The 22,362-nt window shown below is 69.5% G+C and carries 22 protein-coding genes and 8 pseudogenes; 13 read left to right on the top strand and 17 right to left on the bottom strand.

The genetic code is table 11. The features are described from left to right. Position 1: 1 nt before the first annotated feature. The 4 genes from G7085_RS07160 to G7085_RS32255 form a co-directional block, all read right to left on the bottom strand. The gene (locus G7085_RS07160) at positions 2 to 193 is read right to left on the bottom strand and encodes a DUF805 domain-containing protein (RefSeq protein WP_197510429.1); all 192 of its coding nucleotides are present in this window, start codon (positions 191 to 193) and stop codon (positions 2 to 4) included. Then, on the bottom strand, positions 112 to 816 hold the full coding sequence (locus tag G7085_RS07155) for a DUF805 domain-containing protein (RefSeq protein ID WP_197510428.1): 705 nt from the start codon (positions 814 to 816) through the stop codon (positions 112 to 114). Before G7085_RS07155 ends, G7085_RS07160 begins: the two co-directional genes overlap by 82 nt. Positions 817 to 917: 101 nt before the next feature. Further along, complete coding sequence (locus G7085_RS07150; RefSeq protein WP_197510427.1) at positions 918 to 1,076, bottom strand: PNPOx family protein; 159 nt, start codon at positions 1,074 to 1,076, stop codon at positions 918 to 920. After that, a complete protein-coding gene (locus tag G7085_RS32255; protein ID WP_331715533.1) occupies positions 1,049 to 1,669 on the bottom strand; it encodes a flavin reductase family protein in 621 nt (206 codons plus the stop codon). The genes G7085_RS07150 and G7085_RS32255 overlap by 28 nt, the downstream gene beginning before the upstream one ends. Between G7085_RS32255 and G7085_RS07140 the strand changes: the two are divergent. Continuing rightward, positions 1,559 to 2,787, top strand: a pseudogene (locus G7085_RS07140) (sodium:proton antiporter). The gene G7085_RS32255 and the pseudogene G7085_RS07140 overlap by 111 nt on opposite strands. A 471-nt stretch (positions 2,788 to 3,258) precedes the next feature. On the opposite strand, the gene G7085_RS07135 reads toward G7085_RS07140, so the two are convergent. From G7085_RS07135 to G7085_RS07090, 10 genes are read right to left on the bottom strand one after another with little or no spacing between them, the layout of a single operon-like run. Further along, positions 3,259 to 4,731 carry a glucosidase family protein gene (locus tag G7085_RS07135; protein WP_197510425.1) on the bottom strand — a complete coding sequence of 491 codons (1,473 nt, stop codon included), beginning with the start codon at positions 4,729 to 4,731 and terminating at the stop codon, positions 3,259 to 3,261. Beyond that, complete coding sequence (locus tag G7085_RS07130) at positions 4,629 to 5,564, bottom strand: hypothetical protein (protein ID WP_197510424.1); 936 nt, start codon at positions 5,562 to 5,564, stop codon at positions 4,629 to 4,631. Before G7085_RS07130 ends, G7085_RS07135 begins: the two co-directional genes overlap by 103 nt. A gap of 21 nt (positions 5,565 to 5,585) precedes the next feature. Next, positions 5,586 to 6,179: a carbohydrate ABC transporter permease gene (locus tag G7085_RS07125; RefSeq protein ID WP_197510423.1), complete on the bottom strand. Its 594-nt coding sequence runs from the start codon at positions 6,177 to 6,179 to the stop codon at positions 5,586 to 5,588. Further along, positions 6,158 to 6,397 carry a hypothetical protein gene (locus tag G7085_RS07120; protein ID WP_197510422.1) on the bottom strand — a complete coding sequence of 80 codons (240 nt, stop codon included), beginning with the start codon at positions 6,395 to 6,397 and terminating at the stop codon, positions 6,158 to 6,160. The genes G7085_RS07125 and G7085_RS07120 overlap by 22 nt, the downstream gene beginning before the upstream one ends. Next, entirely contained in the window at positions 6,397 to 6,804 is a 408-nt protein-coding gene (locus tag G7085_RS07115; protein WP_197510421.1) for a carbohydrate ABC transporter permease, read from the bottom strand. Before G7085_RS07115 ends, G7085_RS07120 begins: the two co-directional genes overlap by 1 nt. After that, positions 6,801 to 7,289 (bottom strand): carbohydrate ABC transporter permease, encoded by a 489-nt coding sequence (locus G7085_RS07110; RefSeq protein WP_197510420.1) that lies wholly within the window; start codon positions 7,287 to 7,289, stop codon positions 6,801 to 6,803. Before G7085_RS07110 ends, G7085_RS07115 begins: the two co-directional genes overlap by 4 nt. After that, positions 7,286 to 8,284 (bottom strand): ABC transporter substrate-binding protein, encoded by a 999-nt coding sequence (locus G7085_RS07105; protein WP_197510419.1) that lies wholly within the window; start codon positions 8,282 to 8,284, stop codon positions 7,286 to 7,288. The genes G7085_RS07110 and G7085_RS07105 overlap by 4 nt, the downstream gene beginning before the upstream one ends. Continuing rightward, entirely contained in the window at positions 8,197 to 8,670 is a 474-nt protein-coding gene (locus G7085_RS07100; protein ID WP_197510418.1) for a hypothetical protein, read from the bottom strand. Before G7085_RS07100 ends, G7085_RS07105 begins: the two co-directional genes overlap by 88 nt. 15 nt (positions 8,671 to 8,685) lie before the next feature. Then, the gene (locus G7085_RS32250; protein WP_197510417.1) at positions 8,686 to 9,624 is read right to left on the bottom strand and encodes a DUF4185 domain-containing protein; all 939 of its coding nucleotides are present in this window, start codon (positions 9,622 to 9,624) and stop codon (positions 8,686 to 8,688) included. Continuing rightward, positions 9,591 to 9,812, bottom strand: a complete 222-nt coding sequence (locus G7085_RS07090) for a hypothetical protein (RefSeq protein ID WP_197510416.1) — start codon at positions 9,810 to 9,812, stop codon at positions 9,591 to 9,593. The genes G7085_RS32250 and G7085_RS07090 overlap by 34 nt, the downstream gene beginning before the upstream one ends. A 126-nt stretch (positions 9,813 to 9,938) precedes the next feature. On the opposite strand from G7085_RS07090, the gene G7085_RS07085 reads away from it, so the two are divergent. The 4 genes from G7085_RS07085 (at position 9,939) to G7085_RS34395 (ending at position 13,661) form a co-directional block, all read left to right on the top strand. Further along, on the top strand, positions 9,939 to 10,499 hold the full coding sequence (locus tag G7085_RS07085; protein WP_197510415.1) for a LacI family DNA-binding transcriptional regulator: 561 nt from the start codon (positions 9,939 to 9,941) through the stop codon (positions 10,497 to 10,499). Between the two features lie 96 nt (positions 10,500 to 10,595). Continuing rightward, complete coding sequence (locus G7085_RS07080) at positions 10,596 to 10,895, top strand: hypothetical protein (protein WP_197510414.1); 300 nt, start codon at positions 10,596 to 10,598, stop codon at positions 10,893 to 10,895. Positions 10,896 to 11,199: 304 nt separating this feature from the next. Continuing rightward, positions 11,200 to 13,197: a hypothetical protein gene (locus tag G7085_RS07070; RefSeq protein WP_231979306.1), complete on the top strand. Its 1,998-nt coding sequence runs from the start codon at positions 11,200 to 11,202 to the stop codon at positions 13,195 to 13,197. Next, entirely contained in the window at positions 13,185 to 13,661 is a 477-nt protein-coding gene (locus tag G7085_RS34395) for an ROK family protein (protein ID WP_408647069.1), read from the top strand. Before G7085_RS07070 ends, G7085_RS34395 begins: the two co-directional genes overlap by 13 nt. A 6-nt stretch (positions 13,662 to 13,667) precedes the next feature. Here the strand turns inward: G7085_RS34395 and G7085_RS07065 are convergent. After that, positions 13,668 to 15,110: pseudogene (locus G7085_RS07065) on the bottom strand (uracil-xanthine permease family protein). Positions 15,111 to 15,228: 118 nt separating this feature from the next. Between G7085_RS07065 and G7085_RS07060 the strand changes: the two are divergent. From G7085_RS07060 to G7085_RS29800, 4 genes are read left to right on the top strand one after another with little or no spacing between them, the layout of a single operon-like run. Further along, complete coding sequence (locus G7085_RS07060; RefSeq protein ID WP_197510411.1) at positions 15,229 to 15,492, top strand: FAD-binding protein; 264 nt, start codon at positions 15,229 to 15,231, stop codon at positions 15,490 to 15,492. Continuing rightward, positions 15,459 to 16,025, top strand: coding sequence for an FAD-dependent oxidoreductase (locus G7085_RS07055; RefSeq protein ID WP_197510410.1), 567 nt, complete (start codon positions 15,459 to 15,461; stop codon positions 16,023 to 16,025). Before G7085_RS07060 ends, G7085_RS07055 begins: the two co-directional genes overlap by 34 nt. Continuing rightward, a complete protein-coding gene (locus G7085_RS07050; protein ID WP_197510409.1) occupies positions 15,991 to 16,176 on the top strand; it encodes a hypothetical protein in 186 nt (61 codons plus the stop codon). The genes G7085_RS07055 and G7085_RS07050 overlap by 35 nt, the downstream gene beginning before the upstream one ends. Beyond that, a complete protein-coding gene (locus tag G7085_RS29800; protein WP_269451801.1) occupies positions 16,176 to 16,298 on the top strand; it encodes a hypothetical protein in 123 nt (40 codons plus the stop codon). Before G7085_RS07050 ends, G7085_RS29800 begins: the two co-directional genes overlap by 1 nt. 69 nt (positions 16,299 to 16,367) lie before the next feature. Here the strand turns inward: G7085_RS29800 and G7085_RS07045 are convergent. Then, positions 16,368 to 17,929, bottom strand: a pseudogene (locus tag G7085_RS07045) (dolichyl-phosphate-mannose--protein mannosyltransferase). Between the two features lie 14 nt (positions 17,930 to 17,943). On the opposite strand from G7085_RS07045, the pseudogene rsmI reads away from it, so the two are divergent. From rsmI to G7085_RS34385, 4 pseudogenes are all read left to right on the top strand, one after another. Beyond that, a pseudogene (rsmI, locus tag G7085_RS07040) lies at positions 17,944 to 18,790 on the top strand (16S rRNA (cytidine(1402)-2'-O)-methyltransferase). Further along, positions 18,787 to 19,647: pseudogene (locus tag G7085_RS34390) on the top strand (TatD family hydrolase). The pseudogenes rsmI and G7085_RS34390 overlap by 4 nt, the downstream one beginning before the upstream one ends. Beyond that, a pseudogene (gene rsmA, locus G7085_RS07030) lies at positions 19,640 to 20,498 on the top strand (16S rRNA (adenine(1518)-N(6)/adenine(1519)-N(6))-dimethyltransferase RsmA). Before G7085_RS34390 ends, rsmA begins: the two co-directional pseudogenes overlap by 8 nt. 114 nt (positions 20,499 to 20,612) lie before the next feature. After that, a pseudogene (locus G7085_RS34385) lies at positions 20,613 to 21,309 on the top strand (TetR/AcrR family transcriptional regulator). Here G7085_RS34385 and G7085_RS07020 read toward each other — a convergent pair. After that, a pseudogene (locus G7085_RS07020) lies at positions 21,306 to 22,306 on the bottom strand (IS481 family transposase). The pseudogenes G7085_RS34385 and G7085_RS07020 sit on opposite strands and share 4 nt — an antisense overlap. Between the last annotated feature and the right edge of the window lie 56 nt (positions 22,307 to 22,362).

The raw sequence follows: 22,362 nt of genomic DNA, 5'->3' as shown, positions 1-22,362 counted from the left end.
CTCAGAAGCGCGGGCCCTGGTTGATCTTGTCGTAGCGCTTGCCGCCCTCCTTGGGGCGCTGCGCCATCAGGAACATCATCACAAACGAGCCCAGGTAGGGGACGAAGTTGATCATCTGCAGCCAGCCCGAGTTGTCGGAGTCGTGCAGGCGGCGGATGCCCAGCGCGATCCCGGGCACGATCGCCGCGAGCATGTAGATGATGAACGGCGCCATGAACCAGCCCGGGGCCGATTCGAAGCCCCGGTGAGGAAGCCCGTGCCGAGGAATCCGGCGGCGTGGATGGCCGCGACCCACCAGTACTCGCTGAGGCTGGCCCGACCGGTGAACGTGAGGCCTCGCTTCCAGAAGAGCTTGTACGCCTCGACGGGGTTGACGCCCCGGCGTGGCGCATCGTCGGCCGTCGGGTCGTCGAGCAGCTGCTTGCCGTAGAACGGGACGGGCGCGTACTGGGCGGTTGGCTGGCTGGCAAACGGGACGCCGTAGGCACCCTGCACGAACGGCTGCTGCGGCTGGCCGTACGGGCCCTGCTGAGCGTATGTCTGCTGAGCGTAAGGGTTCTGCTGAGCGTAGGGGTTCTGCTGATACTGGCCCTGCGGCGGCGGGCCGTAGGCGTAGTCGGTGTTGGCGTCCTCATAGACGTAACCGAGCGGCTCTGCCTGGGCCGGAGGCACGGCCCGCGCAGGGCCGGGGCGGGGCCAGCGCGGTAGAGCCGGGCTCCGGGTCGTCGACGGGGCCGGCTCGGCCTGTCGTGCCGGAGGCGTGGGGTTCGTCGCGTCGTCCAGTGCGCCATAGGGATCGTCGGTCATGTCAGTCATTGTTCCACGGCGTGGGCCAACCGGCCGGTGGCAAACCCCGTCCGGAGCGGATCGCGACCCCGGTCGCACGCGCGATCGGGGTGAGCCCCGACCCGGGTCGCTCAGTGGGCCAGGAACGAGGGCTGGTTGTCCCTGAACTCGCGCAGGTGGTAGCCGAGCGACGAGTCACCGGAGATCTCGGCGGCCGCCACGGTGCCGGTCACGATGGTGTGGTCTCCGCCGGGCAGGAAGGTCAGGTCTTCGCAGCGTACCCAGGCCACGATCCCGTCGATCCGGGGAGCCCGTGGTCGCGGTGCCAGTCGATCCCGGCGAACCGCTCCGCCAGGTGCTTGCCTGCGAACTTGATTGCCACGTCGGCCTGATCGCCGGCCAGGATGTTCACTCCGACGCGCCCCGCCTCGCGGAGCCGGTCGATCATGCCGCCACGGTTGTCGAGGGCGAACATCACCATCGGTGGGGTGACCGAGAGCGACGCGAACGCCGACACGGTGGTGCCGGAGGGTCGGTTTCCGTCGTCGGTGGTGATGACGGTGACCGGCGCCGCTACCCGCGCCATGGCGTCCCTGAAGGCGGTTTCGAGTTCGTCCACGATGCCGAGGGTAGCCCCGCTCCCAAGCCGTGTGGGGGATCGCCGTCGCGCTGAGACGGGAGACCGGAGGAGTAAGTTGACCTGTGCGCAGAACAGAAGGAGCCGCATGCAGGTCCAGTGGTGGAGCATGATCCCGTTCGTCGTCCTCCTCGGGTGCATCGCCGTGCTGCCGCTGGTGAGGGCCACCGAGGACGCCTGGGAGAGGAACTCGGTCAAGCTGGCCACCGCGCTGGTGCTCGGGGTCCCGATCGCGGCGTGGTTCACCTTCGCGGGGCGGGCGGTGAGGTCGTCCACGCGCTGCTGGAGTATTTCCAGTTCATCGTGCTGCTGCTCGCGCTGTTCGTCGTCTCCGGCGGCATCTTCCTCTCCGGTGACATCCGGGCCACCCTCGCAACAACACAGTCTTCCTGGCCATCGGCGGCGCCATCGCCTCGTTCATCGGCACCACCGGCGCCGCAATGCTGCTGATCCGCCCGCTCCTCAACACCAACAGCGAGCGCAGGAACAAGGCCCACACCGTCGTGTTCACCATCTTCGTCGTGGCCAACTGCGGTGGCGTCCTCACCCCGCTCGGCGACCCGCCGCTATTCCTCGGCATGCTGCGAGGCGTCCCGTTCCAGTGGACGTTCAACCTGTTCTGGGAGTGGCTGTTCGTCAACGCGCTGCTGCTGGTCACCTACTACGCGCTCGATCGACGCGCCTACGCGGCCGAGGATCCCGAGGCGATCCGCGCCGACGACACCGACAGGGTGCCGCTCGGCCTGCGTGGCGCCGTCAACCTGCTGTTCTTCGTCGCCATCATCTGCGCCGTCGCGTTCGCCCCGTCGATCGACCTGCACGCCATCGAGGCCGGCCACGCCGCCTGGTGGCAGTGGGTGCCGTGGCGCGAGGCGATCATGCTTGCCGCGGCGGCCGCGTCCTATGCGTTCGGTGACAAGGTGGCCCGGTTCGAGCTCAACCAGTTCTCCTGGAAGCCGATCCTGGAGGTGGCCGCCCTGTTCATCGGGATCTTCCTGACGATGATCCCCGCGCTGAACTTCCTCGGGCAGGTGGCCGACCGGCTGCCGCTCAACCGGATCACGATGTTCCTGTTCACCGGCGGCATCTCCGGGGTGCTGGACAACGCCCCGACGTACGCGACGTTCTTCGAGATGGCGTCCGCCCTTCCCGGCGACCCGCGGGTCGCCGGGGTGCCCGAGGTGCTGCTGGTGTCGGTGTCGCTCGGCGCCGTCTTCGGCGGGGCGCTCACCTACATCGGCAACGGGCCGAACTTCATGGTGAAGTCGGTGGCCGACTCCGCCGGGTGGCGACACCGTCGTTCGGGGGCTACCTGGTCTACAGCCTGCGCTACCTGGTGCCGGTGCTGGCCGCGATGGCGCTGATCTTCCTGACGGGGGCTGGCTGTGGCGCGGGGTCGGCATCGCGATCGCCGTGGCGCTGGTCGCCCGGGCGGTGTGGACGGCGACCCGCCCGGCCCGACGCCCACCGCGCCCTGACGATTACTCCTGCCTCGGTGCAGGAACCCGACGACAGCAGGACACCCGGCCGCTGTTGGCCGTCCCCGACGTTCTCTCTCGATTTGGTGCAGCGACCTGAGTAGAGCTGACCTGCCTGTGGTTGGGTCCCTGCCTGTCGATGGGGTGGTTTCGACACGGGCGGCGTCTCGTTCCTCCTCGCCGGCCCGGCTCAACCGACTCCTACTGGCTGACCCCGACGATCTCTCCCGACTTGGTGTGCGATCTCTGCCACCACAACCCAGGAGAGACTTGTGGTTCGGTCCCTGCCTGTCGATGGGGGTGGTTTCGACACGGGCGGCGTCTCGTTCCTCGTCGCCGGCCCGGCTCAACCGACTGCTACTGGCCGTCCCCGACGATCTCTCTCGACTTGGTGTGGAGACCCCGCCACAGGAGGAGGCCCGACTGCTGTTGGCCGTCCCCGACGTGTTGCCCGATCACGGCAAGGACCTGGGCACAGCAGTCGGTTGAGCCGGCCCCGCGCGGAGCGCCGGGCCGTGACGACTTGGGTTGAGCCGGCCCCAGCGCGAAGCGCCGGGCCGTGACGAAGCCAACCACTCCCGACACGGTGCGCAATCTCAGCCACCGGGCCAACCCCGGCCCCGTGGCACTCAGCCGCCCAGCCTGCTGCTGCCCGCGGCCGTCGTCATCGTGAGGCCTCCGCCGACGTCGGACGGCCAGGTCGCCGTGACGGCACCGTCGAGGCCGACCTCGACCCCAACACCCCTCGACGATGAACTCGCACCACGCGCCCGCCGACGAGCAGGCCCAGTCGATCAGGTACGGGAACTGGCCCGGCGCCTTCCTGGCGCCGCCGTCGACCGTCGGGGCCGCCTCCTCGACGAAGTGCGCCTGCCCGGGCGGGCCCTGCCGCGTGGTTCGCCGCAGGCCCTCGAGCCACTCCATCACCCCGGCCCTGCCTCCGAGCGCGATCGCCGAGCGACCCGCGTCGGCCGGCCACGCCGGGTAGGCGCCGTTCCACTGATGGTCGGGCCGCACCGAGAACCCGGCGTCGGCGTCCCTCGGGCTGAGCGCCCGCATCCACGACGGGCTGCGCAGCTCGGTCTCGAAGAACCGCACCATCTCGGAGCGTTGCGCCTCCGGGAGGTCGTCGGCGATCGTGGTGCCGACGGTGGCGAAGTCGTAGCAGTGCCGCGTCGCGTGCCGCGTGCCGTCGGGATAGCGGGCGTCGAAGAAGCCGTCGCCCTCCCGGTACAACTCCAGAACCTTCGGCAGCAGCGCCTCCGCCTCCGCCTCCAGCGCGGCGGCCTCGTCCGTCTCGCCGAGCAGCCGGCTGAGCCCGGCAGCCGTCCGCATCGACCACACGTTGGCCGCCTGCAGGCTCGCCACCTCGTGGATGTAGGTGCTGACGCACTCCAGCAGGTTGTCGATGCCGCCGTAGTCGGCCAGCCCCGACGGGGTGCGCTTGTCGCGCCAGGCCAGCGCCCAGTCGCGCACGTGCCGCATCATCCTCCGCCTCGAGCCGTCGCGGCCCTCCACCTCGACCTCGAGGAACGCGACGTCTCCGGTGAAGCGCACGTAGTCGGCGACCAGCCGCACCAGCGCGTACTGGTTGACCGAGTACCAGTAGCCCACCGGCCCGCCGGTCAGCCACTCGGTGCCGAAGTGCGAGTTGATGTCCAGCCCCACCCAGTGCAGGATCTGCCGACGCATCACGGCCGGGTCGAGCTGCGCGTGCACCCAGGAACTCAGCGAGTAGTCCCAGATGAACGTCGTCGTCTGCCAGTAGCGGGCATCAGCGTGTCGTAGACGGTGCCGAGCACCGAGGCGGGATTGGTGCGGCGGAACCACAGCGTGCCCATCGCACCCCACCAGTACAGCTCCCGGACGGCGTCGTGATCGGTCTCCAACGCCGGCAGGTGCCCCGAGAAGACGTCGTTGCCGGGCGTGAACATCGCCTCCAGCTCGTGGTTCCACATGGCCTCCGAGGCGGTGACGCAGCCCTCGGGGTCGGCGGCCACGGCGGCCCAGGCGGCCTCGGCGTCGGCGCGCCCGGCCGCGATCACGTGCGCGTACCAGAGGCTCACCGTCTGCCCGGCGGCCAGCTCCCGGCGCACCTCGATGACGCGCGCGTCGCCGCCGACCAGACCCTCCGGGTCGCCGACCAGCCCTGCAGGCTGACGGCGCCCCGCCGTCGGGCACCCCCAGCGTCGACCGCCGTCGACCTCGAGCCGGTTGGCCGCCTGCGGCGGCTCGGCCCGCAACCACGGCGAGTCGCTCCGGGTGACGGTCGAGTCGATCCAGAGCCCGAACCGCAGTGCGCGGGCCTCGCCGGTGTTGGTCAGGTCGATCCGCACGAGGACGCCGGGCTGCCCGGGCGGGCAGACGGTGACGGTGTCGACCCGCCAGCCGTTGACCAGCGTGGTGCGGGTCACCCGGTCGGGCCGCCACACCGACTCCACGCTCCCACCCGAGGCCTGCGCCAGCGCGCCATCGAGGTAGAGCCGGGCGCTCACCGAGTCGCCCTGCGAGATGGGCGGCACGTTCAGCGAGCGCACCGCCACCACGTCGTGGTCGACCTGGGCCACCGCCCAGTGGTTCGTCAGCCCGGGTGGGCTGACCATGTCGTCGTAGCGGTCGGTGAGGGTGGCGCTGGTGAAGTCGTCGACGCGGGGCGATCGCATGGGTGGCCCTTCCGGTGTGGGTCAGTACTGGCCGAGGGCGAGGCCCTTGGCGAAGTAGCGCTGGGTGCAGAGGAACAGCACGACGGTGGGGATCGACACGATGAGGCCACCGGAGAGCACGACCGGCATGGTCGAACCGCCGTAGGTGGTCTGCAGCGCGGCCAGCGCGGGCACCACCGGGCGGACGGTCTCCGACTGGCTGAGCGTCAGGCCGAGCAGCAGATCGTTCCAGATCAGGGTGGCCTGCAGGATGAAGATGGCCACCAGGGCGCTGCTCGCGTTGGGCATGTAGATCCGCCAGAAGATCCGCCACGGCGACGCCCCGTCGATGACGGCGGCCTCGTACAGGGAGTAGGCGAAGTTGGAGAAGAAGTTGCGCATCACGAACGCCGAGAACGGCACCGAGATCACCATGTAGATGATCACCATGCCGAGGTGCGTGTCGAACAGATTGAGTTCGACGTAGCCGATGAACAGCGGCATCAGCACCATCTGGATCGGGAACACGGTGCTGCAGAAGATCAGCACGAACCAGGCGAAGCCGTTGCGCAGCCTCAGCGCGATGATCGCGAACCCGGCCATGGCGCCCAGGATCACGGCGATCGCGGGAGACACGACGGCGTACAGCAGGGTGGAGGCGATGCCGTCGGAGATGCGGCCCCGCGTCCAAGCGTCCGCGAAGTTCTCCACGAGCCCCGTGAAGCCCCCGGGAGCCAGACGTTGACCGTCCCGTACTGGTCGATGTCCTTCATGGCGTTGGCGATCATCAGATAGACGGGAATCAGCCAGATGACGCCGAGCACGACGAGGATCGTCCTACGCAGGATCTGCATCACGGCTCCTTGTCCCGGGACAGCTGCTGACGCAGGTAGATGATGCTCGCCAGCATGGTGATCACCGTCAGGAAGATCGCCAGCGCGCCGCCGAGGCCGTAGTTGCCTGCGCTGAAGGTCTGCTTGAACATGTTGAGCGCGAGCGTCTCGGAGTCACGCCCGGGCCCGCCCTTCGTCATCCCCCAGACGATGTCGAACGTCTTCAGCGACCCGACGATCGCCAGCCCGACGACGACCGCGGTCAGCGGGCGCAGCAGGGGCCAGGTGATGTAGCGGAACATCCGCCATCCGCTCGCGCCGTCCAAGCGGGCGGCCTCGACCGGTTCCCGCGGGATCGACTGCAGGCCGACGCCGAACAGGAGCGCGTTGACGCCCGCGCCCTGCCAGGCCGCGGCGACGATCATCATGATGGTGTTGAGGGGCCAGTCGAGCAGCCAGCGCGACCCGGCGCCCGGCAGGTGCAGGAAGGTGAGCAGTTGGCTGAGGGCACCCCGCTCTCCAGCAGGAAGCTCCACACGACACCCACCGCGATGCCGGAGATGGCGAACGGGATCAGGAACGGCAGCCGGAACCAGATGCCACCCTTCAGGTCGTGGCACAGCAGCGCGATGAGCAGGCCGAGGCCGACCGGCAGCAGAAGCGTGCCCACCACCCACATCAGCGTGTTGATCACCGACTGCAGGTTGTCGGGGTTGGTGAGCATCTCGACGTAGTTCGCGAGCCCCACCCAGGTGGGGTCGCCGAATCCGTTGAACTCGGTGAAACTCAGGTATCCGGTCCACAGGAACGGGACGTACAACACGACGATCGTGAGGATGATCGCCGGTGCCGCGAAGCCGTGTGCGGCGACCTGGGTGCGTCGGTTGAGCCGTGCGTGCGCCGATCGACTCATGGGCGTGGACCTCCTCGTCCGTCGTTGCCTGCGGGGCGGTGGTGGTCCCCCGGGCCGCGGGGCCCGGGGGACCGGCCGTCAGTTCGAAGCCCAGTACGTGTCGGCCGCCGCCTGGATCTTCTGCAGCCCGGGCATCGGGTCGCCGCCGTCGGTGACGAGCTTGCCGAACACCTCGGAGGCGACCGTGTAGATCGGGTTGGGCGTCGCCTCCAGGTAGCGCGTGTGCACCTCGAAGTCCAACGCCTTGTCGGAGATGTCCTTGATGATCGGCGCCATCTCGGGGTCATCGCTCGGCACCGCGGGGTTGAACGAGATGTCGCCCTGGACTTGGCCCACGCCTCCTGTGCGTCGGTGCCCATCCACCAGCTCGAGTAGTCGAGCGCCGCGGTCTCGTGCTCCGAGCCCTTCCCGACGAGCAGGGGCCCGGTCTCGAGGGCCATCTGCGGGCGGGCGACGTCCGGGTTCATGTTGGGGAACAGGAAGACGCCGTAGTCGGTTCCGGAGACCAGGTTGAGGCTGTTGAGCTGCCCGGTGAAGAAGGTGCCCATGTAGATCATGGCGACCTCGCCGGTCTTGAGGAGCGTCTGCGGGTCGGTCGTCGAGCCGGGATCGATGTAGTACTTCTTCCCGATCATCTCGCTCCACTTGTTGGCAACGGTGACGACCGCCTCGTCGGTGTACTTCGCCTCGCCCTTCGACAGCTTGTCGTACACGTCGGGCGCGTAGCCCATCAGCAGAGCCTGGAACCAGACGAACTCGAAGATGATGTTCATCTGGTGGAAGGGCACCTTGCCCGCGGCGACGAGCTTGTCGGCGATGTCGGTCAGGTCAGCGAAGCTGGTCGGGACGCTCAGATCGAACTCCTTGAAGACCGGCTTCGAGTAGTACATGACCCAGTAGGCGATGTTCAGCGGGACACCGTACTGCTTCCCGTCGATCGTGTAGTTGTCCTTGAGGCCCGGGGTACCTGGTCGGCCGACTCGGCCGCGTTCCACAGGTCGGTGGTCTCGGCCACCAGGTTCTCCTTGACGAGTTCCGCGGTCTGGCTTCCCGTGTGCCACGTGAACAGGTCGGGGATCTTCTTGGTGCGGAACGCCTGCTTGATGAACGTGTCGTAGGCCGTCGAATCCGAGTAGCCGGTGAACTTCAGCGTCAGGTTCTGCGACGCCGAGGCCTTGTTCATGTCGTCGAAGCTGGGCTCCCACGCGGCCTTGTCTGTGTAGAAGTTGATCGTGGTCGGTTCGGCCGGCTTCGTGGGCGTGCCCGTGGAGCCGGACGTGGGTGACGTCGTTCCGGTCGGCGTGTTGCCTCCGGAACAGGCGGAGAGGGTAAGCACGGCTGCCGAGGCGAGCGTGCCTGCCATGAAGTGGCGCCTACGCATGGGTGATGTCCTTTCTCAGCGGTTGGAGAAGGTCGCGCGGATGAAGCGCGGCCGGTAGATGGTGACGTCCTTGTAGAGCTCGGAGCTGTCGAAGGAGTTGATGTTGTAGCTGATCACCAGCTCGTTGCCGCGCCGGAGCTCGGGATGCTCGTGAGGGTTGTAGCCGAAGATGTTGGGGTTGCCGTAGCTGCCGAACAGGCCGACCTCGGGCATCCGGTACACCTCGACCGGATCGGTGAACGGGCCGGTCAGCGAGTCGCCGCGGTAGGCGAGGATCCGGGCGGAGAACAGCTCGTTGGTGTCCTGGGTGATGAGCAGGTAGCCACCGCCGAATGCCGTGACGCTGTACTCGTTGGACACCCCGACGATGATGCGGGTCGAGTCGGTCTCCTCCGCCGACCAGCCCGAGCCCGTCCAGAACTCCCACTTGTCGACCGATGACAGGTCGCCCGAGCGCACCCGGGCGAGGTGCATGTACTTGCTCGCGCCCAGGTCCTCCACGCCGTAGACGTAGGTGACGCCGGGCCGCTGCAGGAACCATGACGCCCACGCGACGTTGGCCGCCGAGGGCAGTTCCGTCATCGCCTTCGGCGTGAGGGTGGCCCTGTCGAGCGTCACGAGCCGGTTGCGCTTCCAGCCCCAGTCCCAGGGGCCGGGCCGAACCGTTCGAAGCGGAGCACGCCGATCTGGACGTCGCCGTTGGGTCGCGTCTGGCCCGCCCGAACCAGTGCCACGCGTCGCCGTCCATCCCGACGATGCCGTCGGGGCATCCGCCGTGCCGCCGGTCACGGTGGTGAGGTGGGCACCGTCCTGGACGATCATCGAGTTGTTGATGAAGAACGAGTCGGTGGGCGACAGCGTGCCGTCGACCACGTCGCCGTAGAGGGTGTCGGAGAAGATCCAGCCGATGTTGCCGTTCTTCAGCCGCACGGAGTAGGTGCTGTCGGCGCCCACCCACCTACCTCCGGTGTTGCCGTAGGCGGTGAGGAGCGCGTTGAGCTCGGTGTAGGGCGCCGCGCTGACCTGCAGCGGCCCGAGGCCCGGGTGCCGGGTGCCGCATGCGCGATACCCGGGACGGCGAGAACCCCGAGCCCGGCCGCGGTGAGCAGGCTCCGGCGCGTGGTGATGTGTTGTCCGGTCATGTCACTCCCTCGTGAGCACTTCGATGAGAGGAGTCTCGCACGCGACGCTATCGTTAACGTAGCGTTTGGCCATATTCCCCGGCGAAGCGTTACCGTATCGGTATGAAGAGGGCTGCGGCGGGTGGGGTGCAGAAGCGTCCGACGCTGCACGACGTGGCCGCCGAGGCGGGTGTTTCGGCGATGACCGTGTCGCGGGTACTCAACGGCGCGCCCGGCGCGGGACCCGAGGTCCGCAGGCGGGTAGAGAAGGCCGCCGCCAGGCTCGGCTACCGCCGCAACGAGAACGCCCGGAGCCTCCGGCGGGGTCACCGCACCGGGCTGGCCGGCGTCATCATCACCAACATCGGCAACCCCTACTACGCGCAGTTCCTGCTCGGTGTGGAGGAGGTGCTCGACCGGGCAGGCATGCGCCTGCTGGTCGGGATGAGTCATGCCGACTCGGATCGGGAGGCCCGGCTCGTGGCCGACTTCGTCTCGCGCCAGGTCGACGCCCTCATCGTGGTCCCGGGGGAGGGGACGCCAGCCATCTGGCGGCGGTCGAGATGCGCGACACCCCCATCGTCTTCGCGTCCCGCTCGAGCGACCGGATCGCGGCCGACAGCGTGCTCATCGACGACGAGGGGGCTCGCGCGCCGCCGTCGACACGATCGTCGAGGCTGGTCACCGCAGGATTGCGTTCCTGGGTAACGCCCCGTCCGTCACCACCGCGCAGCGCCGCTACGAGGGCTACGCCGCCGCCCACCAGGGGCGGGTCTGTCCGTCGACCCGGCCCTCGTGTCGCGCGTGTGCGCCGACCCGGACACCGCCCATGACGTGTTCGAGGCCATGGTCTCGGCGGCGGACCCGCCCACCGCCGTCTTCGCCGCGAACAACCAGGTGATGCTCGGCATCATCGAGACCCTGCTCCGGCTCGCGGAGGAGGGCGACGGGTCGCGGTGGCCGGCGTCGACGACTTCCCGATGTCGAGCCTCGTCCCGCTCCCCGTCCTGCTGGTCGACCACGATCCGCGGGCAGTGGGGCGCACGGCCGCCCACCGCGTCCTCGAGCGACTCGACCATCCAGACGAGGAGCATCCTCCCCTGACCCTCACGCTGCCCACCGCGCTGCGCTGGGCCGGCAGCGTCAGGGGCATCCGGCGCCCTGAGGTGGATCTGACCGATCCGGTGGCGAAGCTCCTCAAACGTCGTTATCGTTAACCCGATCCGGCGGTTCCAGCGTTGTGAACGAGGTGGATGCATGTACGGACACGGCAACTACGACCTTCGGCCGACGGTGGCCGTTCCCGGGCGCCGGGAGGCTGGACGGTAGGAGCCGTCTGGGACGAACTCGAGGCGGCGACCGCCCTCCCGGGTCGGTCCTGGCGGTCGACTGTTACCCCGGCGTCGACGTGGCGGGCCTCGTGCGGGTGCTCACCGCCCGCTTCCCCGACCGCGACGTCGTCAACGTCGAGGATGCGGCCCGGCCGATCGACGAGATCGACGCGCGGATCGCACCGCACCTCACCGACGACCGCGTGTTCGGCGTGCTCGCCCACATCGACCTCGGCGAGTTCTACGACCTCGAGGCCCTCGCCCGGATCGGCGCCGGAGCCCGGGACACCGGGGCGATCGTGGTGGGCTGGGGCGCAGCTCTGGCCGTGCCGCAGGCCGACACGTTGGTGCTCGCCGACCTGCCGCGCTGGGAGGCGCAACTCCGGTTCCGTGCGGGCACGCCGAACTGGCGCTCCGACAACACCGATGAGGACGTGCTGCGCAAGTACAAGCGCGCCTACTTCGTCGAATGGCGCACCGCCGACGCGCACAAGCGGTCGCTGTGGGCCGACGTGGATTACCTCCTCGACACCGTCGAGGGTGCCGACGTGCCCCGGCTCATCACCGGTGACGCGCTGCGGGTGGGCCTCGAGGCCGCGGCCCACCGCCCCTTCCGGGTCGTTCCCTACTTCGACCCCGGCACCTGGGGAGGGCAGTGGATGCGCGAGGTGTGCGGCCTCGACGACGAGGCCCCGAACTACGCCTGGTGCTTCGACTGCGTGCCCGAGGAGAACTCGCTGCTCCTCGACGCGGGCGGCGTGACCGTCGAGATCCCCGCACTCAACCTCGTGATGACCCACCCCGGGAACTGCTCGGAGCCCGCACCTTCGCCCGTTTCGGCCCGGAGTTCCCGATCCGCTTCGACCTGCTCGACACCATGGGCGGAGGCAACCTGTCGCTGCAGGTGCACCCGCTCACCGGCTACATCCAGGAACACTTCGGCATGCACTACACGCAGGATGAGAGCTACTACCTGCTCGACGCCGGGGACGACGCCGTCGTCTACCTCGGCACGCACACCGGGGTCGACCGGGAGGCCATGTTCAGCGACCTGCGCAGGGCCGAGCGGGGCGGCTTCAGTTTCCCGGCGGAGACCTACGTCAACACGTTCCCGGCCCGCAGGCACGACCATTTCCCGATCCCCGCGGGCACCGTGCACTGCTCGGGCGCCAACTCGCTCGTGCTGGAGATCTCCGCGACCCCCTACATCTTCACCTTCAAGATGTGGGACTGGGACCGGCTCGGCCTCGACGGAAAGCCGCGCCCCATCAGCCTCGACCATGCCGAGGCCAACGTGCAGTGGGAGCGCGACACCGAATGGGTCGGGCGCAACCTCGTCGGCCGGGTCGAGCCGACGGGGAGGGCGACGGCTGGAGCGAGGAGCGCACCGGCCTGCACGAACTCGAGTTCATCGAGGTGCGCCGCACCTGGCTCACCGGCACGCGCGCCATGGACACCCGCGGCACCCTTCACGTGGCGAACCTGGTGGAGGGTGCCGAGGCCGTCATCGAGTCGCCCATCGGGGCATTCGAGCCGTTCATCGTCCACTACGCCGAGACGTTCATCATCCCCGCCGCCGTTGGCCCCTACTCGGTGCGGGCCCACGGGGCGGCGGAGGGCGGCCGGATCGGCATCGTCACCGCCTCGGTGCGCGGCACGGAGCGGGCCAGATGAGCCCGGTCCCGGTGCTCGAGGTGGGGGGCACGCACGTCGCGGCAGCCATGGTCGATCCCGTCGCGGGCACCGTCGTCGGGCGGCAGCGGGAGCGTCTCGACTCGTCCGGGTCCCTGGCCGGGATCTTGGCCGGCATGACGGAGATGGCGGGCCGGATGTCCGTCCCCCGGCCCGTGACGTGGGGCGTCGCGATCCCCGGCCCGTTCCACTACGACACCGGCGTGGGCGACTTCGCGGGCGCAGACAAGTTCGGTGCCCTGGAGGGGTCGACGTCGGGTCCGAGCTCGCCGCGCGGGTGCCGGGCATCGCGCGCTGCCGATTCATCAACGACGCCGCCGCGTTCGGGTTGGGGGAGGCGCGCTACGGCCCCGCGCACGACGCGGAGCGGGTGTTCTTCCTGACGCTGGGTACCGGGCTCGGGTCGGCGTTCATCGAAGGCGACCGGATCATCGAGTCGGGCCCACGGGTGCCGCCGCGCGGCTGGCTGTTCCACGCCACGCTCGACGGCAGACCGCTCGAGGAGGCCTTCTCCCGCCGCGCGCTCATCCGGCGCTACGAGGAGCGCACGGGGCGAAGTCCCGATGTCGGGAGATGGCTGCGGGGTCCTCGGCGACACAGACGCCGTGGCGGTCTTCGATGCCGCCTACGCCGACCTGACGAGGGGCTCACCCCGTGGCTCGAGGCCTTCGACCCACAGGCCATCGTGGTGGGCGGGTCGATCGCACGCTCCTGGGAGTTGATCGAGAGGCTGTTCGTGCCGCGCCTGCTCGCGGTGCTTCCGGGGCTGGCGGTGCGGCAGGCGGTGCTGGGGGACGACGCCCCGATGCTCGGCGCCGCCCGCTGGGTGGCGGACGGCGCCGGCTGACAGGGCTCAGCGGCCCTGTTCGTCCTCGGAGTCGCCTTCGGCGTACATGCCGGGGTGTCGTAGATGAGTGAGGCGCCGTCTGCCTCGGCCTTCATCTGCGCCGGGGCGATCAGGCGGGCCAGGTGGTAGACGCCGATCGTGACGAGGCTGCCCAGCGCGATGCCACCCAGCTGGAAGTTGTCGCCGATCGGGACCGACACGTTGCCGATGCCGATGATGATGCCCGCCGCGGCCGGGATCAGGTTCAGCGGGTTGCCGAAGTCGACGTGGTTCTCGCGCCAGATCTTCGCGCCGAGCAGGCCGATCATGCCGTACAGCACGACGGTGATGCCACCGAGCACCGCGGACGGGGTGGCCGAGATCACGGCCCCGAACTTCGGCGAGAAGCCGAACAGGATCGCCACGATCGCGGCCACGAAGTAGGCGGCCGTCGAGTAGACGCGCGAGGCGGCCATGACGCCGATGTTCTCGGCGTACGTGGTGGTCGGGCCGGCGCCCACGACGGTGGCCAGCATGGAGGTGGCGCCGTCGGCGGCGATCGCGCGGCCCATCATCGGGTCGAGGTCTTCCTTCGTCATCTCGGCGACGGCCTTGACGTGGCCCGCGTTCTCCGCGATCAGCGCGATCACGACAGGCAGTGCGACGACGATGGCCGCGAGGCTGAAGTGGGGCAGGTGGAAGCCGACGACGTTGCCCGCCATCTCAGCGGGGTTGGTGCTGTAGACCCAGTTCTGCAGGTCGGTGACCGGCGGCAGGCCGAACCAGTCGGCGCTCTGCACGCCCGACCAGTCGACGCGGTAGACGGGGTTGCCCGCCTCGTTGGTGCTGAGTGGGCCGGCCACCCTGTCGACGACCCAGCTGAGGAGGTAGCCGATCACGAGCGAAAGGAAGATCGCGATGCGCCCGAGGAAGCCGCGCAGTCCGATCGACAACACGATGACGATCATCATGACGGTGAAGGCGAGCCACGGGTCGACCGGCCAGTACACGTTGGCCACCACGGGGCGAGGTTGAAGCCGATCAGCATGACGACCGCGCCGGTGACCACCGGCGGAAGGGCGCGGTGGATCACCCGGGCCCCGGCGAAGTGGATGATCAGGCCGACCATGAACAGCATCAGGCCGACGACGAACAGTGCGCCCGTCAGGTCTGCCGGGTTACCACCCGCGGTGTAGATCGCCGTCGCCACGCCGACGAACGACGCGGACGAGCCGAGGTAGCTCGGCACCCGGTGCTTGACCACGAACAGGAAGATGAGTGTCGCGACGCCCGACATCATCACCGCGAGCTGCGGGTTGAGGCCCATCAGCAGCGGGAACACGAAGGTTGCGCCGAACATGGCGACCACGTGCTGGGCTCCGAGACCGATGGTCCTGCCCCATGAGAGCCGTTCCGTTGGTTTCACGACCGCTCCGGGAGGAGTCGTCCGTTGTTGTGCAGCTTCCACATGGGGTGGTTCCTTTCGTCCGAGGCATGTTAGCGAGCGGCGACGCGGCCGTGGGACGCCACCCACTGTTTGAACGGCGGGGCCCCGACCCCGCGGCGTGTGCCCGGCTAGGGTTGGCCCATGGCACACGACGTACTTGTCCTCGGGGCGACCGTTGCCGGCCTCACGGCCGCGCGGCGCCTGGCGGAGGTCGGCTACGACGTCGTGGTGCTCGATCCGAACCCCGAGGGCATGAGTGCCGCGATCGGCCACGGCATCGCGGGCGTGGGCCACGCGTCCACCATCGCGAACATGGCCCACGCCTACGGCATACCTGCCGCACGCGAACACGTCATGCGCAACATCGAGGGATGCGGGAGATCGCCCGGATCTCCGACGACGTGACCCGGCTCCCGCTGCGCGACCGGTCGCTGCCCGGCGGCGACCCCGAGGAGAGCAGGCGCATCGTCGAGCTGTTCCGGGAGGTGGGAGCCGAGGCGGAACTGCTGATCGGGCCCGACGGCCCCACCATCGTCAGCGAGGCCCTGTGCGTCGACCCGGCCGCGTACGGCACCGCCCTGCGCACCGCGGCCGTCTCGGCGGGCGCCCAGGTGGTCGACTCCATCACGGTGACCCACATCGCCCGCCGCGAGGGTGTGACGAAGGTGCGGTTCCGCGACAACCGGGCCTGGGTGCGCGAGCCGGGTGCCACCAGCGGCCGCGCCGTCATCGACACCCTGGGCATCAGCCCGTGGGCCGCACCGCCCGCGTCGGGCCCGCGCAGTGGGTGCCCGTCGTCCACGGGGCCCGCCCGAGCCGCTGACGGAGGTGACGCTCGGCGCAGGTGGCACCATCTGGATGGTGCGCCCGCTGGGCGAGGCGATGCTGGTGCTCGGCCAGAAGGTGACCCTCTCACGCATCGAGGCCGCCACCGATGAGCTGCGCGTCCACGTCGCCGAGCGGCTCGGTGGGAGCGACCTGGAGGTCGGCCGGCTGGCGATCGACCCGAGCGACCACGGCCGCCCGTCGTCGGCGCCTCCGCCATCCCGGGCGGTTTCTACGCCCGCGGCAACGGGCGCGGCGAGTTGATGAACGGCACCGCGAGCGGATGGTACCTCTACCGGCTGCTCGCCGACGCGCGCAACTCGGGCAACGCGCTTCCCCCGCTCAGCCAACTCAGGGCCGCGGGCATGCGTCTCCTCAAGCGCTGACCCCGACCCGTTACCCGTTCACGCCCCGAAAAGACCTGTGGGACCGAGCCGGATGGTGGTGTTCCGGGCTCAGATCCAGGCGTTACCCAACCACATCCGCCAGCGCCATTCGTTGGTGGTGAGGAGCTCGGAGGTGAGGATCGGATAGATGAACGCGAAGTTGAAGATGATGAGCGCGATCAGCGACCCGACCAGCACCGCCCGCTTGATCCGCTGCGGGCTGTTCGCGGGTCCGAGGAGCTTTCCCAGCGCCATCGCAAGGATGGTGACGCTGAACGGCACGATCATGATGGCGTAGAAGAAGAACTGGGACGGTCGGTGTGCAGGAACCAGGGCAGCCAGACTGCGGCGATCGCCACCAGCGGCACGCCGAAGCGCCAGTCTCGCCGCCCGATCCACCACACCAGCGCGCAGATGATCGCCGCGAACGCGGCCCACCAGAGGATGGGGGTGCCCATGCCGGAGATCACCCGGATACAGGTGGTGCCGACCGCCTGACAGCCGTCGGTGCCCGGCTCGATGGAGTTGACGGCTTCGATGCCGATGGGCCGCAGCATCAGCAGCCATCCGGCGGGATTGGCGTCGTACGGGTGCGTGACGCCCGCCATGTAGTCGCCGACGTGGAACTCGTAGATCTGGCGGTGGTACTCGAGCAGCGACGCCAGCGGCGCGCCCAGCAGCTTCACCCACGGATGGTCGGGGTTCTGCATGCCCCAGTCGCGGCCCCAGCCGCCCGTTGTGGTCAGCCACTTGTACCAAGTGGCGACGTAGACGGGAACGGCCACCACGACCAGCTGCACGAACGCCATCGGCGCGTCGATGAGCACCGACAGCCACTGCTTCGCGCCCGCCCCCGCGAGGCGACGGGCGCCGATGTCCCAGAACACCACGAGGATGCCGAAGGCGGCGATCAGGTAGATCGAGTTCCACTTCACGGCGCACGACGCGCCCAGCATGATGCCGGCCACGAAGCGCCACGGGCGCCACAGCAGCAGCGGGCCGAACCGTCCGCCGAGGTCAGGCTCGCCGATCTTCCTCAGATGGTCGGCCAGTTTGTGTCTGAACCAGTCGCGGTCGGCGACGATCGCGGCCACGCCCGCCACGGCGAACGTGGCCTGGAAGATGTCGAGCAGCGCGATGCGGCTCATCACGAAGGCGAGGCCGTCGAAGGTGAGCAGGATGCCCGCGATCGCGCCGACCAGCGTCGAGCGCGAGAGCCTCCGAGCGAGCCGGATGGTGAACATCACAAGCAGCGTGCCGAACACGACGGAGGCGAACCTCCAGCCGAACGAGTTCATGCCGAACAGCTGCTCACCCCAGCCGATCAGCAGCTTGCCGAGCGGCGGATGCACCATGAACTCCGCGGTGTCCAGCATCCCGCTCGTGTCGCCGTTCACGATCTGGTCGTTGGCGCCCTCGGCCCAGTTGCGCTCGTAGCCGCTCTGCAGGACCGCCCAGGCGTCCTTGGCGTAGTAGGTCTCGTCGAACAGGACCTTGCTCGGGAATCCCACGTTGTAGAGCCGCAGCAGGAACGCCATCAGGGTGATCGAGAGCGTGACGACCCAACCGCGGGTCCGGTCACGGAGCCGCCCGTCATCGAGCGCAGCCAAGGTCGTCAGCACACGAAACATCATAGGGTGATGCCATGAACGCCCTGCCAGCCGGAATGTTGGTCCTCGCGGCGACCCCGATCGGATCGTCCACCGACGCCAGCGAGGCCCTGCGCACCACCCTCACCGAAGCCGACCTCATCGCCGCCGAGGACACCCGTCGCTTCGTCACCCTCACCAAGCGGCTCGGGATCGAGCCGCGGGCCGGGTGGTCAGCTACTTCGAGGGCAACGAGAGCTCCCGCACCGCCGAGCTGGTCGCCGCCGTCGCCGCCGGCCAGCGTGTGGTGCTCGCCACCGACGCGGGCATGCCGTCGGTTTCCGACCCCGGCTACCGCGCCGTCGTCGCCTGCATCGACGCCGGGCTTCGGGTCACGGCGGTGCCCGGGCCGTCCGCCGTCCTGACCGCCCTGGCCGTGTCGGGGCTGCCCGTCGACCGGTTCTGCTTCGAGGGTTCCTGCCGAGGAAGTCGGGGGAGCGCAGCCGCAGGCTCGGCGACCTCGCCCGCGAGCCGCGCACCATGGTGTTCTTCGAGGCGCCGCACAGGCTCGAGGCGTTCCTGCGCGACGCCGCCGCCCAACTGGGCGCCGACCGGCGGGCCGCCGTCTGCCGGGAGCTGACCAAGCCGTACGAGGAGATCCGACGGGGAGGGCTCGCCGAGCTGGCCGACTGGGCCCATGACGGCGTCCGCGGCGAGGTGACGGTGGTCGTCTCCGGCGCCGAGGAGGTGGCCACCTCCGTCGACGACGCGCTCGGCATGGTTCGGCAGCGGGTGGCAGATGGTGCGAAACTGTCAGCCGCGGTCGGAGAGATCGCGAAGCTGACCGGCGCCAACCGGAAAGAGCTGTACGCGGCCGCGCTGGCCGACAAGGAGAACCGATGAGCGTCACCGACGAACTGGGCCTGCCGCCGCTGCCGGAGCCGCTGCCGCGCCCCGTCATCGACAACCACACGCACCTCGACTCGACCCGTGAGTACTCCTCGCTGCCCGTCGACGAGAACCTCCGGCTCGCCCGCTCGGTCGGCGTCACCCGCGTGATCGAGGTGGGCTGCGACGTGCCGGGCGCGGGATTTGCCGTCGACCTGGCCGAACGCGAGCCGTCGGTGCGGGCCGCCGTCGCGCTGCACCCAACGACGCGGCCCGCGCCTACCTCAGGGAGGCGAGGCGCAGCTCGAGGCCGAACTGGAGGCGATCGGGTCGCTCGTGGGCCGGGACGCCGTCGTCGCCGTCGGGGAGACGGGCCTCGACTACTACCGCACCCGGGAACCGGAGGGTCGCGCCGCGCAGGAGAGGTCGTTCCGGCGACACATCGGGTGGGCGCACCAGCACGGTCGCACGCTGATGATCCACGACCGCGACGCGCACGACGACATCCTCCGGGTGGTCGACGATGCCGGCGTGCCGGAGAGGATGGTGATGCACTGCTTCTCCGGCGACGCCGACTTCGCCGCGCGGTGTCTGGAGCGCGGGCGTGGCTGTCGTTCCCGGGGTCGTCACGTTCGGATCGGCCGGAGCCCTCCGTGAAGCGGCGCTCGCCACCCCCTCGACCGGATCCTCGTCGAGACCGACGCCCCTACCTGACGCCCAAGCCGTGCCGCGGCCGGGCCAATGCGCCCTACCTGCTTCCGCACACCGTCCGGTTCCTCGCCGACCTGCTCGGCGTCGACCTCGCACGGTTCTGCGACCAGATCGTCACCAACACCTTCAACGCCTACGGGAAATGGGGCACCGATGCCTGACACCGGCCTACTCGAGGGGCGTCGATCCGCAGGATCGCCGCCGAACTCGACCTCAAACCCACCAAGCAGCGGGGCCAGAACTTCGTGACCGACCCCAACACGGTGCGCCGCATCGTTGCGTTGTCGGGCGTGACCGCCGACGACGTCGTGCTGGAGATCGGGCCCGGGCTCGGGTCACTCACGCTCGGGCTGCTCGAGACGGGCGCCCGCGTCGTCGCCGTCGAGATCGAGGAACGGCTGGCGGAGCGCCTGGGGCGCACGGTCGCGGAGCGGATGGGCGACGAGGTGGCGTCCCGCCTCGACGTCGTCGCGGCGGACGCGCTGCAGATCGGGTCGCTCCCGATCGCGCCGACCGCGCTGGTGGCGAACCTGCCCTACAACGTGTCGGTGCCGGTGCTGCTGCGCATGTTCGAGCTGTTCCCCGACTGGACGCGCGGGCTCGTGATGGTGCAGTTGGAGGTGGCCGACCGGCTGGTCGCTCCGCCCGGTTCGAAGACCTACGGCGTCCCTTCGGCCAAGGCCGCCTGGTATGCCGAGACCTCCCGCGTCGGGACGGTGCCGCCGAAGGTGTTCTGGCCGGTGCCCAACGTCGACTCCGGCCTGGTGCGGATCACCCGCCGCCCCGCCCGGAGACGACGGCCACGCGGCAGGAGACCTTCGCCGTCATCGACGCGGCGTTCGCGCAGCGCCGGAAGATGCTGCGGGCCGCGCTGTCCGGCTCGCTCGGAGGCGCCACCGCCGCGTCCGAGGTGATCGCGCGGGCCGGGATCGACCCGACGCTGCGGGGCGAGATGCTCGACGTCAACGCGTTCGCGGCCATCGCGGCCGAGATGCGGCTCGCGGCCCACTGACGTCCCTGCGCGCGGACCGGGTCGGGCCCCGACCCGTCCGTGGCGGGGCGTGACACAATGGGCGGCGTGTCAAGCCGCCCCAACGCGTCCCGAGCCCGCCGTCCCCGCACGAGGATGAGCGCCGCCGAGCGACGTGAGCAGCTGCTCGAGATCGCCCGCGAACTCTTCGCCGAGCGCGGCTTCGAGGGCACCTCCGTCGAGGAGATCGCTGCCCGGGCCGGCGTCTCCAAGCCCGTGGTCTACGAGCACTTCGGGGCAAGGAGGGCGCCTACGCAGTCGTCGTCGACCGTGAGACCAAGACCCTGCACACAGCGATCCGCGACGCCCTGACGACGCCTGGCGCAGGGTCGCGGGAGCTGCTCGAGCGTGGCGCCATGGCGCTGCTGCGCTACATCGACGAATGCCCCGACGGCTTCCGGATCCTCTCGCGCGACCCGTCCGCGACCCCCAGGAGATGCCGTCGGGCCAGCCGTCCGGGTCGTTCGCGTCCATTCTGAGCGACATCGCAGTGCAGGTGGAGGACCTGCTCGGCGCCGAGTTCGCCAAGACAGGCCACGACCCGCAGTTCGCCCGCCTCTACGCCCAGGCCCTCGTCGGGCTGGTCGCCCAGACGGGGCAGCAGTGGCTCGACAACCGCGAGCCGTCCCGCGAGGTCGTCGCACGGCACCTGATCAACCTCGCCTGGAACGGGATGGCCCACCTCAAGCCCGACCCGCGGCTCGTCATGGAGCACATGGACCGGCGGACCGTTCAGGTCGCTCCCACGGCGGTCGCCGAGCCGGCACCGCGTCGCCGCGGCGCCAAGAGCTAGCTGTACTTCCCCGTGACGTTGTGAACGCGTTCTGAGGGGTTTGGCCGCCGATCCCGGTGTGGGGTCTGTGGTGATTGTAGTGATGCAGCCACGTTTCGTAGGCAGCGGCTCGTTCGGCTTCGCTGGTGTAGGGCTTCGCGTATGCCCACTCGGCGGCGAGGGTGCGGTTGAAGCGCTCGACCTTCCCGTTGGTCTGCGGCCGGTAGGGCTTGGTCCACTTGTGTTTGACGCCCTCTCCGAGAGCGTCGCGGAAGGCGTGGGATCGGTAGCAGGCGCCGTTGTCGGTCATCACCGCGGTGACGGTCACGCCGAGTCCCTGGAAGAACGCGTTCGCGCGGGTCCAGAACCCCGCGGCGGTCTCCTTGCGTTCGTCGTCGAGGATCTCCGAGTACGCGACCCGGGAGTGGTCGTCGACGGCGTGGTGGAGGTATCGGTAGCCGCGGGAGCCTGCCGCTCCTGCCCGCGTTGCCTTGTCGCGGGCGGAACCCGCGGCGCGGTCCTGCGTGGATCCGCGGCCGTGGGCGTGCCAGCCGCCGCCGTCGGGGATCCGGCCCTGCTTCTTGATGTCGACGTGCACGAGCTGCCCGGGCGCGGCGACCTCGTACCGTTTCGGCTTCGGCTTTCGCACCGGCAGCCCGGTGGCCTGGTCGATGTCCACCAGCTTCGGCATGCCGTACCGGGCCAGCACACGACCCACCGTCGAGCGTGCCAGATGCAGGTGATACGCGATCCGGTGCGGACCCCACCGGCGCGTGAACCGCAACGCGATGATGCGCCGCTCCAACTTCCGCGGCAGTCGATTCGGCGAGGACGCCGGCCTCGAGCTGCGGTCAGTGAGTGGCTGCCCGGCCCGATACCTGTCGACCCACCGTTTCGCCGTCGCCGGCGAGCACTGGAACCGTTCCGCCGCGCGTCGCAGCGACCAGCCGCGATCGACGACGAGAACAACAAGACGACGACGCCCCTCCGGCGTCAAAGGCGCGTTAGCGTGGGACATGAAGACCTCCGTGAGCAAGATGCGAGTGTGGTAACCCACATCCTGCACGGAGGTCT

This window comes from Tessaracoccus coleopterorum, from assembly GCF_011174705.1.
Classification (GTDB): domain Bacteria; phylum Actinomycetota; class Actinomycetes; order Propionibacteriales; family Propionibacteriaceae; genus Arachnia; species Arachnia coleopterorum.
The sequence above is the reverse complement of the archived record's forward strand: the minus strand, read 5'-3'. Positions and strand labels throughout refer to the sequence as shown.